At 68.8% G+C, this 11,700-nt stretch carries 12 protein-coding genes; 3 read left to right on the top strand and 9 right to left on the bottom strand.

Going from position 1 to position 11,700, the window contains the following annotated elements:
- Positions 1 to 152 precede the first annotated feature (152 nt).
- Together VF697_RS02265 and VF697_RS02270 are read right to left on the bottom strand one after the other, a co-directional pair.
- Positions 153 to 608 carry a hypothetical protein gene (locus VF697_RS02265; protein ID WP_331091809.1) on the bottom strand — a complete coding sequence of 152 codons (456 nt, stop codon included), beginning with the start codon at positions 606 to 608 and terminating at the stop codon, positions 153 to 155.
- 110 nt (positions 609 to 718) lie between these two features.
- Complete coding sequence (locus tag VF697_RS02270; RefSeq protein WP_331091811.1) at positions 719 to 1,384, bottom strand: hypothetical protein; 666 nt, start codon at positions 1,382 to 1,384, stop codon at positions 719 to 721.
- Between the two features lie 131 nt (positions 1,385 to 1,515).
- On the opposite strand from VF697_RS02270, the gene VF697_RS02275 reads away from it, so the two are divergent.
- The 3 genes from VF697_RS02275 (at position 1,516) to VF697_RS02285 (ending at position 5,660) form a co-directional block, all read left to right on the top strand.
- A complete protein-coding gene (locus tag VF697_RS02275) occupies positions 1,516 to 2,685 on the top strand; it encodes an adenylate/guanylate cyclase domain-containing protein (RefSeq protein ID WP_331091813.1) in 1,170 nt (389 codons plus the stop codon).
- A 102-nt stretch (positions 2,686 to 2,787) separates the two neighbouring features.
- A complete protein-coding gene (locus VF697_RS02280) occupies positions 2,788 to 4,203 on the top strand; it encodes a hypothetical protein (protein WP_331091814.1) in 1,416 nt (471 codons plus the stop codon).
- Between the two features lie 245 nt (positions 4,204 to 4,448).
- Positions 4,449 to 5,660 (top strand): cytochrome c, encoded by a 1,212-nt coding sequence (locus VF697_RS02285; protein ID WP_331091815.1) that lies wholly within the window; start codon positions 4,449 to 4,451, stop codon positions 5,658 to 5,660.
- A 64-nt stretch (positions 5,661 to 5,724) separates the two neighbouring features.
- Here VF697_RS02285 and VF697_RS02290 read toward each other — a convergent pair whose 3' ends face one another.
- The 7 genes from VF697_RS02290 to VF697_RS02320 all read right to left on the bottom strand — a co-directional run.
- Complete coding sequence (locus VF697_RS02290; RefSeq protein ID WP_331091816.1) at positions 5,725 to 6,351, bottom strand: glutathione S-transferase N-terminal domain-containing protein; 627 nt, start codon at positions 6,349 to 6,351, stop codon at positions 5,725 to 5,727.
- 25 nt (positions 6,352 to 6,376) lie between these two features.
- Positions 6,377 to 6,808, bottom strand: a complete 432-nt coding sequence (locus VF697_RS02295; RefSeq protein WP_331091817.1) for a nucleotide triphosphate diphosphatase NUDT15 — start codon at positions 6,806 to 6,808, stop codon at positions 6,377 to 6,379.
- A gap of 43 nt (positions 6,809 to 6,851) precedes the next feature.
- Positions 6,852 to 7,232: an STAS/SEC14 domain-containing protein gene (locus VF697_RS02300; RefSeq protein ID WP_331091818.1), complete on the bottom strand. Its 381-nt coding sequence runs from the start codon at positions 7,230 to 7,232 to the stop codon at positions 6,852 to 6,854.
- Positions 7,233 to 7,421: 189 nt separating this feature from the next.
- Positions 7,422 to 8,609: an aromatic ring-hydroxylating dioxygenase subunit alpha gene (locus VF697_RS02305; RefSeq protein WP_331091819.1), complete on the bottom strand. Its 1,188-nt coding sequence runs from the start codon at positions 8,607 to 8,609 to the stop codon at positions 7,422 to 7,424.
- Positions 8,606 to 10,240, bottom strand: a complete 1,635-nt coding sequence (locus VF697_RS02310) for a GH3 auxin-responsive promoter family protein (protein WP_331091820.1) — start codon at positions 10,238 to 10,240, stop codon at positions 8,606 to 8,608. The genes VF697_RS02305 and VF697_RS02310 overlap by 4 nt, the downstream gene beginning before the upstream one ends.
- A gap of 37 nt (positions 10,241 to 10,277) precedes the next feature.
- Positions 10,278 to 11,048: a hypothetical protein gene (locus VF697_RS02315; protein WP_331091821.1), complete on the bottom strand. Its 771-nt coding sequence runs from the start codon at positions 11,046 to 11,048 to the stop codon at positions 10,278 to 10,280.
- 9 nt (positions 11,049 to 11,057) lie between these two features.
- Positions 11,058 to 11,700 (bottom strand): CRTAC1 family protein (locus VF697_RS02320; protein WP_331091822.1); only part of this gene is annotated, 643 nt, incomplete at its 5' end.

Below are 11,700 nucleotides of genomic sequence, written 5' to 3' on the forward strand. Positions count from 1 at the left end.
GGTGGCCTCGAGTTCCGCCTGCTGCTGCTGGCGGTGCTCCTCCAGCGAGGTGCGTTCCAGCTTCTGCCAGCCCAAGAAGACCAGCAGGACCGTGATTCCGGCCAGGATTGGGGTGCGCGGCATGGCGGTCTCCCAGGGAGGTGGCGAAGGAACTAGTTATCCCACTGGATGGAGAAGACCTTGGCGTTATGCGCCAGGTTGCACAGCAGGTAGAGGGTGCTCTGGGTGTCCGTGAAGAGCGTGCCCAGGGCGATGGTCTGCGGGCTGCCCGCGGCCGGCAACGAGATCCAGCTCCCGAAGTAGAAACCGGTCTGGGTGTTGGCGCTGGCCCCGATCCGGCAGCTCACGTCACCGGTGGCGGCTCCCTGCGCCACCACGGAGAAGGTGCGATACCCGGCGCTTCCGGAGAACGGCAGGGCCACGATGTACGACTTGGTCGAGGTGCAGTTGTTGATGACGGCCCCATAGGAGTGGAGGGTGCACGAGTCGTCCGCGGGGGTGGAGGCCTTCATGGAGGCCCCTCCCATGCCGTTGGCGCTGGCAGGGGTCGCCTGGAAAGCGAGGGCGAAACCGGCGGCGAGGGACAGGGTCTTCAGGGCGGTCTTCATGGCTTGCTCCGTTGCGGGTGGGTTCGTCAGTTGAGAACCGCCAGCGAATAAAACGGGCAAGCGAGCGCTTTTTTTTCCGCGGGGAGGCCCGGAAGGGTGTCCGAGCCTGTTCAGGTCGCGTAGCCCCGCTCGCGCAGCGCGGCGAGCAGTTTCTGCTTTCCCTCTTCCGACACCACGCTCCCGTGCCCCGGAGCGACGTGCGCGAAGTCGAGCGCGGCGATTCGTTGGAGGGATTCCAGAAACGCAGCTCGATCTTTCACGGCGCTGAGGAACAGGCGGCTGGCGCCAAACCGGCGATACGTGCCGAACAGACCGAGTATCAGCCATGCGCCGATGCCGCGTGGCTCCTGGATGTTGAAGACCAGGTCGCTCACGAGCAGCACCCTCGAGCGGTGGTGCAGGAACACGCTCTCATTGAAGCTGGGCATTCCTCCAAGGGCCACGTGACGGAGCTCACCGTCGTACGGCCAGACGTCAACGCCCAGGACGCCGTGCCACGAGAGCGCGGGGAGCTTTTCCTTGATGCCGACCGGGCCCCAGAGGCGGGCACGCGGGTGGACTGCCGCGGCGCTCTTCATCCCGCCGGTATGAAGGAGGCTGGGAGCGATGATGTCGGTGACCTCTCCCGCCTCGCGAAGCTGCGCCTCGGTGAGGGTCGAGGCCGGTGACAAGAGCACACGTGCTCGCTCGAGCTCGATGAGGCTCGTGCGCACCGGAAGCTTCATGAGCGGCATCTGGAGATCGACTTCGATGAACTTCAACTGGTCGAAGGTCATGGCGTGGCACCTCGCACAAGCAATGGGCAGGCGTTCGGTTTACGCGGGGTCCTCGCTGTTCGTACAGCGGAATGACGACAGAGGGCTCCGCGCCTCGCGCGGCTCGGAAGGGCTCTATAGGATGCCGGGGCATGGCCTCCCCCGGTTCGCTTCACCCGATTGCACAGTGGCTTCTGGAGCAACGCTCGGCGCGCGGTGATGCGGCGGAGTTGGTGGCCGGGTTCGCGGAGCGCCTGCTGGCGGACGGCACACCCCTGTGGCGACTGCGCATGTCCGTCCTGGCCATGCATCCCGAACTCTTCGGGCGTGCGGTGCATTGGCAGCGGGGCGTGGGCGTGAGCATGATCTCGGCCTCCCACTCCATCATCGCGTCGCCCTCGTACCAGGGAAGCCCGGTCGAGGCGATTCACCGCGGAAGTGGTCCCATCCGGTGTCGGATCGATGGCCCGATCGAGGCGCTCCCGTACCAGCAGCTGGCCGAGCTGCGCGCCCAGGGCGGCACCGACTACTTCATCGCCCCGCTGGTGTTCGGAGACGGTCGCATCTCGTTCATCTCGTGCGCCACGGATGTGGCCTCCGGGTTTTCCGACGAGCAGGTGCGCCTTTTCGAGCTGCTCCTGCCGTTCCTCACGGTGCGCCTGGAGCTCGAATCGGCGGCGTTCTCGCTGCGCTCGCTTCTCCAGGTGTACCTCGGCCGTAACGCCGCCGAGCGCGTCCTCTCCGGCCAGTTCAAACGGGGGGAAGGACAGGTGCTGCGCGCGGCCATCTGGTACTGCGACCTTCGCGGCTTCACCTCGCTCGTGGACCACACGGCGTTGGACGCGGTGATTCCCATCCTCGACCAGTACTTCGAGTGCATGGCACGGCCCGTCGCGGAAGAGGGAGGCGAAATCCTCAAGTTCGTCGGGGATGCGCTGCTCGCCGTGTTCGTGGTTGGCGAAGACGAGAGCGACGCCTGCACGCGCGCGGTGCGGGCCGCGCGGGCCGCCCTGGATGGTCTCGCCCGGCTCGAGGTGGCCAGGGTGCATGGGTTGCGCGCGGGCGTCGCCGTCCACCTGGGCGAAGTCATGTACGGCAACATTGGCGCCAGCGACCGGCTGGATTTCACCGTCATCGGTGCGGCCGTCAACGAGGCGGCCCGGATGGAGTCGCTGTGCAAGGAGCTCGGCGTGCCACTGCTCATCTCGGCCGAGGTCGCCGCGCGCGCCCAGGGGGGCGCGCTTCGTTCGCTGGGACGGCACGCGCTGCGTGGCGTCTCCGTGCCGAGGGAGCTCTTCACCGAGCCTGCCCCGACTCCGTGAACACTCAGGAGGGATGAGTACTGTACAGTGTCCAGCTCCCAAGCCCTGACCCGCGGCCACGGGGCCACGCGTGGCGTCGACCACGAAAGGACGGAAGCTGTCATGAACCCCATCAAGAGACTGGCGGAAGTCGCGGCCGAAGCAGGTGAGCTCTGGTGCCTCTGCGATCTCCAGAAGGGAAAGCAGCGCATCGAGCTCTGCCTCCGCTCTCGCAATGGCCAGAAATCCGTCGAGGCGTCCGCCTGCTACAAAGCCAATGGCACCTGGAAGGTGGAGCAGGAGGAGGTCTCCACCCTGGAAGCGGGCATTCACGCGCTCGCGGCGCGCTGGAAGGGCAAGCTCCAGCCGAACACCTTGAGGGCGGGTATGAAGAAGAGCCCGGTTCGCGGTGAGGGCCTCGAAGCGCTGCTCCGGGCGGCGTTCCACCAGGCCTTTGAAGGCCGTGTCCCCGCCGAAACCCAGGAGGTCTACGAGCGGCTCGCGCTCCAGAAGGCGGCCCCCAAGGCGGCCCCCAAGGCCAAGGCCAGGGCCTCCAAGAAAAAGGCTGAACCCACGACGGCGCCACCCCCGAGCCTCCTCGAGGAGGTGCGGGATGAGCCCGCCTTCCTCGCACGGCAGCGGGCGAGCCTCGCCGCCAGGTGGGGCTTCAAGCGCCGCGACTCCGTTCTGGCCATGGTGGAGCTGGCCACCCAGCTGTATGCGCTGGACCGGGCCGACGAGGCCCTGGACCTGGCCCAAGCCGTCATGGCGGCCTTCCCCACCCAGGACCGTGCTCCGGACCTGCTCTACTTCTGGAGTGCCGCCATCGATGCCGCGGCTCTCTCGGCGCACGTGCTCGAGGCACGAGGCGATGGGTCGGGCCAGGCCGAGTTCGAAGCCCGCGTCTTCGCGAACGGCTCCAAGGAGGGCAAGTCGGAGAACTCTTTCGAGGTCGTCAGCAAGACCGGCGTGGAGCAGGCCCTGTTGGACCTCTGGGTTGTTGCCTTCAATGCGCGGCACCACCCTGAGATCGCCCAGACCCGTGCCGTGGCCCTGCTCTCCACCTCGCTCCAACACGCCCGGCTCCGGCAGCGTCTTGCCCGCCTGGCGCCCTATTCGACCTGGTACTCGGGCTCGGCCCTCGAGCCCGTCGTGGGCCTGCTGACCGGGGCGCTTCGCTCCCGCTTGATGAACAAGAAGGCCGAGCCGCCACCTCCGGGGTACACGCCGCTGTCCCTCATGACCGTGGATGTGCGCTGGAGCCTGGCCTTCGAGAGCGACGGCTCCCTCGCGGCGACAGCGAAGGAGGCTCGGTGCAAGCACTGCAAGGAGCCCCTCCGCACTGCCCGCTGCGTGGTGTGCCCGGCTTCGTTCGTGGTCCGCACCTCGAAGAAGAAAGCCCGGACGCCGTTCAGCTGCGACGCGCACGACCCGCTCTCCGCAGGGGGCACCCTCGTGGTGCATGAGCAGAAGGGCACGCTGCAGCGCAAGTGCCCCCACTGCGAGAAAGAGGTACTCCCGTTCCCTCTGCGTTCCTAGACGCACCGGGAGATGATCCGTTCCGGGCGTGACCTTCCCCGAATCGAGGCTTCCTTCGAGCAGGTTCAAGTGAAGCGGGTTGGAGGTGCACCCAGAACGCAGATCACCGTTCAGGATCGAGTTCTTTGACACCCTTCCCGGCCAGTCCGGTCGAACTCTCAACACGCCTGTCGGAAGTTCATCGGCTCTCGGCAGTCCCTCCCAAACGCTGTGCGATGATGCTTCAGCGTTTGGGGGGGATGAGCATGTTGAAGAAAATCCTGATTGGAGTCGGTGCCCTCGTGGGCCTGTTGGGCATCGCGGTGGTGGGGCTCACAGTGAGAGCCAACTCGGTGCTGGGCAGCCTCGTCGAGGCACCCATGCCCGCCCTCACGGCGGCCACGGAGCCTCACGCCGTCGAGCGCGGCCGGCGCCTCTTCATGGATGTCTGTGCCAGCTGCCACATGCAGGACAGCAGCGGTCGCGTCGCCGGTGGTCGCATGCCGGACATGCCCGCGTTCTTCGGCAATGTGTACACGGCGAACCTGACCCTGCACCCGACGGCGGGCATCGGCTCCCTGAAGGACGGGGAGATCGCCCGCATGGTGCGCTACGGCGTGCGCCGGGATGGGCGGCGCGCGCTGGGCATGCCCACGCTGAGCATGTCCGATGAGGATCTGTCAGCCGTCATTGGCTTCATGCGCTCGGGGGATCCGATCTTCACCCCGGACGAGCGCGTCCAGCCGCCCGCGGCGCTGTCCACCCTGGGCAAGATCATCGCGAGCTTCATCCTGCCGCCGCTGCCCGACGCCCCCGCCTCCGGGGTGCGGGCGCCCCCCAAGGGGCCCACGCCGGAGTACGGCCGCTACCTGGCCTTCTCGGTGTATGGCTGCGGGGATTGCCACACCCCGGGTCTGGCGCCCGACAAGGTGGCCGGACCGGAGGCATTCTCGGGGGGCTTCGAGTTCTCCATGCCCTCGGGCATCGTCTCTGTCTCCACCAACCTCACCTTTCACGAGAACGGGCTGGGCAAGTGGACGCTGGAGCAGTTCATCCGCGCGATGCGCGAGGGCGTGAATGCCGAGGGCTACGTGGTGCGCGAACCGATGCTGCGTGTGCGCGGCCTGGAGGACGTGGAGCTGGAGGCGCTCTACCGGTTCCTGCAGACGGTGCCCAAGCTTCCCGGCAAGCCTCTCCCCGCCACCGCCACCCCGCGTGTGAAGGCCTCGTCGCGCACCAGCCCCGAGCAGCTGTTCAGCCAGCTGGGCTGCGTGGGGTGCCACGCGGAGGGCGCCAGGTACCGTGCCGTGCTCAAGCGCGCCCGCGAGAAGTCCACCCTCGAGGTGGCCCGCTGGATCCGCAACCCGGAGGCCAGTGCTCCGGGCACGCAGATGCCCACGTACGCCGCGCTGCTCGACGAGTCCCAGGCCCTGTCCCTGGCGGCCTGGGTGCAGCAGCACGCGGCCACCATCCCCTGACCTCAGGAGCTGACACCCCGAACCGACCCGGGCAGCCCCCCGAGGGGAAAATGCGGCGCTCGCGCTACCGCGGCTCGGGCACCTTCATGCCGCGCTGCACCGCGGGGCGTGCGCCCAGCCGGTCCATGTACTGGCGCACGTTCGCCACGGGCGTGAAGAGCTCCGGGAAGAACTGCTGCGCGATCACCAGCCACGGGTACGTGGCGATGTCCGCCAGCGAGTACTCCGGCGCCAGGTACTCCCGCGGACCCAGGTGCTTGTCCAGCACGCCCAGGAGGCGCTCCGACTCCTTCGTGTAGCGCTCGATGGCGTAGGGGAGCTTCTCCTTGGCGTAGCGCTGGAAGTGGGTGAGCTGCCCCAGCATCGGGCCCACGCCGCTCATCTGGAACATCAGCCACTGCACCGCCTCGGTGCGCCCGCGCACGTCCGCCGGCAGCAGCTTGCCCGTCTTCTCCGCCAGGTAGAGCAGGATGGCGCCGGACTCGAACACGGTGATCGGCTGCCCCCCGGGCCCCTCGTGGTCCACGAGGGCCGGAACCTTGTTGTTCGGATTGAGGGCGAGGAACTCGGGCTTGAACTGCTCTCCCCGGGTGATGTCCACGAACCTCGCCATGTACGGCAGCCCCAGCTCCTCCAGGGCAATGGACACCTTGCGTCCGTTGGGCGACGTGAACGTGTACAGGTCGATCATGTGCGCACCTCGGCGGACGCCTGACTCAGTCACGCTCGTAAAAGCTTCCCCGAAGAAAGCACGCCACCGCACGCCTGCTTGCTTCGAAGTGGGGTTCGGGAAGCCGTCGAGGGTCGTACCAACTCCATTCCGCGCACTTGTCAGGCTCCCTGACCGAGGGCTCTCCGCGGAACTGGTTGGCGTACAGGATGACCGAGATGTGGTGCTTGCCGGTCCGCGCGAAGGTCTCGAGGTTGTTGGTGAGGGCGATGACCCTCGGCTCCATCAATTCCAAGCCTGTCTCCTCCTCGACCTCCCGGATGGCGCCCTCCTCGAAGGTCTCGCCCGTCTCCAGCAGCCCGCCAGGAATGGAGTAGGAGCCCTCTTGCCAGCCTTTGCGCTGGCCCAGCAGGATTTGCTCCCCGCGTTGGATGATGACACCCAGCCCGACTGACGGATGCTCTGGTTCCTTACTCATGTGCTCTGAGCATGGGAGGGCCGCTACCGGGTGCTACCCGGGGCTATGCGGATAGGGAGGCCCGTTCACCATGGAGGAGCCAGTGCAGAGCCGTCTGGTCATCGCCGAAGCGGCGGACGATCTTCGCCGCGCCGCTCTCGCGCTCCAAGCGGTTGAGCTGCAGGGCCACGAGGGGGCTGTTCACCAGCTCCGCCATGCGCATCACCCCGTGCTGGACGGCGTAGCGCTGCACCTCCCCGAGCATCTCCGCCACCTCCGGTGACGAGGCGCGCAGGGTGCGCATGTCCGCCTTCACCTTGATGCTGCGGCCCGAGAGCTTGCGGATGATGGACTTGAACTCCTCGGCCAGCTTGCGCATCTCCTCCTGGCGGATGAGTCCGTCCAGGACGAGATCGATGAGCGCGTGCTGCTTGTCGACGTCCATCCGGTACATCCCCGCCTCCCTTCACCTTGGCCCTGGTGGCGCTGGCACCAGGAAAAGCATCACGGGTCCAGGGCGGAACCCCGCTCCTTCGAAAGCGCCCCGGAAGTGTCGGGTAGTCAGCGCCTGTCGAGGTGGGGAAGGACGGGGGCGAGCGCATGGCGCAGCTCGGGCGGCGTCACATCGCGCGGCTCAAATCCAGAAGACGATGTCTCGCTCCTCGTCGGTGGGGCCGGGGCCGTGTCCCCCCTCCAGCAGCCAGCGGCGGTAGGCCTCGATGTCCGCGTGGAGCAAGTCCGCCTCGGTGCCCGTGAAGACGCCGCCGCCGGGGCCGTTGAGGAGCCCCTCGCGCTGCACGCCCATGATGTCCACGTCCTGCCGGATGACCTGCGTGGTGTACCAGCGCACCAGCGGCTTGAGCGCTCGCGCCACCAGCGCTCGCGGCAGGTCATACGGCAGCCGGTAGCTGATGGCCGTGTAGACGAGGCTGTCCGTGGCGCCAATGGGCGTGATCTGCGAGTTGATGGCGAAGCCGCTTCGGTCTCCCCACATGTAGTCCACGCGGGTGATGTTGGGGATGAAGTAGTGGTCTGTGTGGACCATCGGCAGGCCGCTCGGGTTGAAGAGGCGCCCGAGTCCCGAGACCGTGTCCTGCTCCTGCTTGTAGGTGACGAGCACACTGCCCTCGGAGCGCTTCACCGTGGCCGGCACCCGCTTGCGCGCGGGATCGCGAAACCACCCCCGGTGCACGAAGACGGTGTGCGGCACGTCCATGAAGTTCTCCGCGAGGTTCGTCACCCCGTTGGGAAAGCGCGTCACCATGAAGTAGACGGTCCACTCGGGCTGGCCCCAGTACGGCACGCGGAAGGCCGGGCGCCGGGCGCGCGAGGCGTCCCCTCCCATGAAGACGAAGACGAGCCCGTCCTGCTCCAGCGTGTCGAAGCGCTGCAGCCTCCCGAGGTCGCACGGCTTCACCTTCAGGCCCGCGCTCGCGTGGCCCGTGGCGTCCAGCACCTCGCCGCACTGGCTCGGCCCGAGCGAGGGCACCTCCACCACCGCCCCCGAGGCGTCATACACCCAGCCGTGGTACGGGCAGCCGATGCGCCCGTCGAAGACGTCTCCAGCGGACAGGCGTGCGTTGCGGTGCAGGCAGCGGTCTCGCAGGGCCGTGGGCCGGCCGTGCTCGTCTCGGAAGAGGACGACGTTCGTGCCCAGCACCGTGCGCGCCAGCGGCTTGCCCGCGAGGAGCTCGGTGGAGAGGCAGGCGACGTACCAGAAGTCCTTGAGGGCGCCACAGCGCGTGAGGTCCGCCTCGGCCTCGAGGTCCACGGCCGGCGTCGTGACGAGCGCGAGGTTCTGGGGATCGAGTGGGTTCCTCATGGGTGCTTCGTTCCTCGCTGGGTGAACCAGGCGGTCCAGCCGGCCTGACGATGAAGATCCGTGGGTTTGATGTCCCCGGCGCGCTGCCCGAGCGCGATGCAGCGGGACTCGTAGCCGCGGGCCCCCTCGGAGACGCGGATGGCCTCCACGGGCCCGAGCTGCCCGAGCTCGCGGGCGTAGCGGTAGTGGTAGCCCTCGCACAGGGCGCGCTCGATGGCGCGGGCCGCTTCTTCGAGCCGCACGTCGGGCGCATCCGTCTCTAGGAAGAGCCGGTAGCCCGGAGCCGAGGAGGCGTCCCACTCGGGAGCCATCATCACGAAGGGCGGGCGCCGGCCGCCGAGCACGGGGGCCAGCGTGGCCTCGAGCACGGTGGAGACGCGGGTGGCGGCGAGCTTCTCCCCCACGAGGTCACACACGGCATCGGCTCGGCCCAGGAAGCGCAGGCAGGGCGTGGCGTGGTGGAAGCCCTCGACGCGGACGAGGTCTCCGAGGCGGTAGCGCAGCAGCCCGCCCGAGGTGGAGAGGAGCACCGAGTACGTGCGCCCGCGTTCGAGCTCGTGCACGAGCCGAGGGCGGGCGTCGGGGCGCTCGGGGTCGAGGAACTCGAAGAAGTGGCTGCGCACGGCGAGCACCGGCGCGGGGGCGCCAGAGAGCGGCAGCGTGACGACGCCCTCGGTGGCGAGCAGTCCCTTGCCCTGGAGCTCGACGTCCTGGAAGCGGCGGCACGCGGGCTCGACGGCGTGCGCGGCCTGCGCATCCGTCCACATGCTGAGCAGCGCGAGCCGGGGCCACAGCGTGCGTCCCTGGAGCCCGGAGCGAAGTGCCTCGCGCAGCACCCGCGCCCGCTCTGGCCGAGGCTCGAAGCGCATCCGTGAGAGCACCGCGTCCGTCCCCTCTCCCCCCGAGGGCGGCCGGCACGCCCCGCGCTCCAGATCCTCGGCCAACCGCTCCCCGTGCCGCTCCAGCGCGTCCATGAGGAGCGTGAGGAAGCTCGGGTTCCACACGCTCAGGAGCGCCAGGTCCTCACAGGCCACGAGGAACCACAGCGTCACGTACCGGCACGACTCGACATCCGGCAGGTGCGCCACGGCCCCGGGCACGGCGAACACCCGGGAGAGCACCGGTTGCAGGAAGCGCGGGAAGTACGCCGAGTCCTCCACGCTGCCCACCGGAATCCCTCCGGCGGTGCGCCCCTGCTTCCGGCCAATGGGCGAGATGGACCAGTAGCTCGGGCCCTCGCGCACGGTGGGGCGCGCGTGCAGCAGGTCGAACAGCATGGGTGCGAGCGCGCGGTGGAACTCGTCGAGCAACCCCCGGGTGACGGGGACGTACTTGGACGCGCCCGAGGAGCCTCCCGAGGGCTCGAAGCGCGTCACGGGCTCGCGGGTGAGGACGCGCGGTGTGCCCGCCTTGAGCGCCTCGAGGTCCGCGAGCACCGAGTCCGGCGTGGACACGGGCACCGCGTCCTGGAACTCGCGCGCGGTGCGGACTCGCGGGAAGCCTGGAGCCCTCGCGGCCTGCGTGGTGTCTCGCACGGCGTGGAGGACGCGGGAGAGACACTCGGCCTGGGCCTGCTCGGGGGACGCGAGGGCCCGGCGGAACAGCAGCGCGGAGGGTGCCTGCGCCGCCATGAGGCCCTTCAAGAGACGGCGTGACGTCAGCACGGGTTCAGCCCGCCCTCACGCCGATCAGCTTCAGGCCCCGGCGCGTCCACAGGCGGAGCTGCTTCATGCTCAGCTCGGTCAGGGCCCACAGGAGGTCCCTCGCGCGGATCTCCGCCAGACACACCAGCTCCTCGCCCTCCACATGCCCGGGGTTGCTGCGCGCGAAGAAGGCGATGTGGGGATGGGCCGCCGCCTCGCGGTCGATCGGCGCCACCCCGTCGCGCACCCGGTAGTGCGAGCCCGAGAAGCGCACCGTCCCGCGCGCCGCGTCGTACTGCGCGCCGAACCACCGCGTGGCCAGCGCGTGCAGGAACGACACGCGCTCGGCCGGCGCCTCCCAGTCGTGCCGAGGCACGGTGCGCGGGAAGTGGTTCACCGCCAGCAGGTAGGTCTTGAAACCCGCGCTCAGCAGCAACCACAGCAGCGGGCGCAGGGGCCGGCGCAGCTTGCGCGCGAGCATGAAGCGTCCGAAGCGCACCTGAAGCTCCTTCTGCCCCCAGTAGTCCGGGTGGATGACGGTGTCTCCCGAGAAGACGACCTCCACCGCCCGCCCCTCCACCTGCTCCTCGGCGACGCGCAGGGTGCTGAAGCCCACCAGCTCGCCCGTGCGCCGCGCGGACAGGAGGAAGACGAACTGCTTGTCGGCCAGGTCCCTCGTGAAGCGCTCGGCGCTCACTCCCGCGTAGCACACCTGCATCAGCGCGAGCATCTGCGCACGCTGGCCCTCGGTGAGCGACTCGCGCGCCACGGTGGCGCTCTTCAAGGCGGAAAGCATCGGGACTCCTTATTCCGTGCCCTGCAGGCCCGCGGTGGACAGGGGCTGCTGGATGACATGGTAGCGGTCGGCCTCGAGCTGCACGGTCTGCACCTCGCCGCCGTACCAGTGGAGCGTGGCCGTCACCGGGCCCGCGTGCCCGCCGAGTCCGAAGTGCAGGCGTGGATCCGCCGAGGCACTCAGGCCGCCCATCAGCCCCACCTCCCGCACCTGCTCCACGCGCTTGCCCCCCTCCTCGTAGGAGACGACGACACGCGTGCCCACGGCGGGGCGAGCCGTGCGCTGCCCATCCCCCTCGAGCGAGAGGCCCACGAAGTGCGCCGCGTCCCTGCCCGCCCCCTGCCGCAGCGTGTTGCGGTACACGGACGCGGGCCCGTGCTGGTTGGTGATGACGGCGTCCAGGTCTCCATCGTTGTCCAGGTCCGCGAGCAGCACGCCGCGCGAGTTGTCCGGGTCGTCGAGGCCCAACTCCTTCGCCACGTCCACGAAGTGCCCGGGCTCCTCGTCGCCGAGGTTCAGGTACGCGCGGCGCGCCTCGTTCGGGTAGATGGTGCGCCCGCGGATGTCGCCCCACTTGTCCGCGTAGGTGTGGAGCTCGGGGCCGGACTGCATCAGCTTCTGGTTGACGTACCAGAAGTCCTTGCGGCCCGAG

Source organism: Archangium sp. (assembly GCF_036388035.1).
GTDB lineage: Bacteria > Myxococcota > Myxococcia > Myxococcales > Myxococcaceae > Archangium.

Coding starts and splice junctions, on each gene's coding strand:
- VF697_RS02265 (WP_331091809.1), bottom strand. CDS start 608: ATGAAGACCGCCCTGAAGACCCTGTCCCTCGCCGCCGGTTTCGCCCTC.
- VF697_RS02270 (WP_331091811.1), bottom strand. CDS start 1,384: ATGACCTTCGACCAGTTGAAGTTCATCGAAGTCGATCTCCAGATGCCG.
- VF697_RS02275 (WP_331091813.1), top strand. CDS start 1,516: ATGGCCTCCCCCGGTTCGCTTCACCCGATTGCACAGTGGCTTCTGGAG.
- VF697_RS02280 (WP_331091814.1), top strand. CDS start 2,788: ATGAACCCCATCAAGAGACTGGCGGAAGTCGCGGCCGAAGCAGGTGAG.
- VF697_RS02285 (WP_331091815.1), top strand. CDS start 4,449: ATGTTGAAGAAAATCCTGATTGGAGTCGGTGCCCTCGTGGGCCTGTTG.
- VF697_RS02290 (WP_331091816.1), bottom strand. CDS start 6,351: ATGATCGACCTGTACACGTTCACGTCGCCCAACGGACGCAAGGTGTCC.
- VF697_RS02295 (WP_331091817.1), bottom strand. CDS start 6,808: ATGAGTAAGGAACCAGAGCATCCGTCAGTCGGGCTGGGTGTCATCATC.
- VF697_RS02300 (WP_331091818.1), bottom strand. CDS start 7,232: ATGGACGTCGACAAGCAGCACGCGCTCATCGATCTCGTCCTGGACGGA.
- VF697_RS02305 (WP_331091819.1), bottom strand. CDS start 8,609: ATGAGGAACCCACTCGATCCCCAGAACCTCGCGCTCGTCACGACGCCG.
- VF697_RS02310 (WP_331091820.1), bottom strand. CDS start 10,240: ATGGCGGCGCAGGCACCCTCCGCGCTGCTGTTCCGCCGGGCCCTCGCG.
- VF697_RS02315 (WP_331091821.1), bottom strand. CDS start 11,048: ATGCTTTCCGCCTTGAAGAGCGCCACCGTGGCGCGCGAGTCGCTCACC.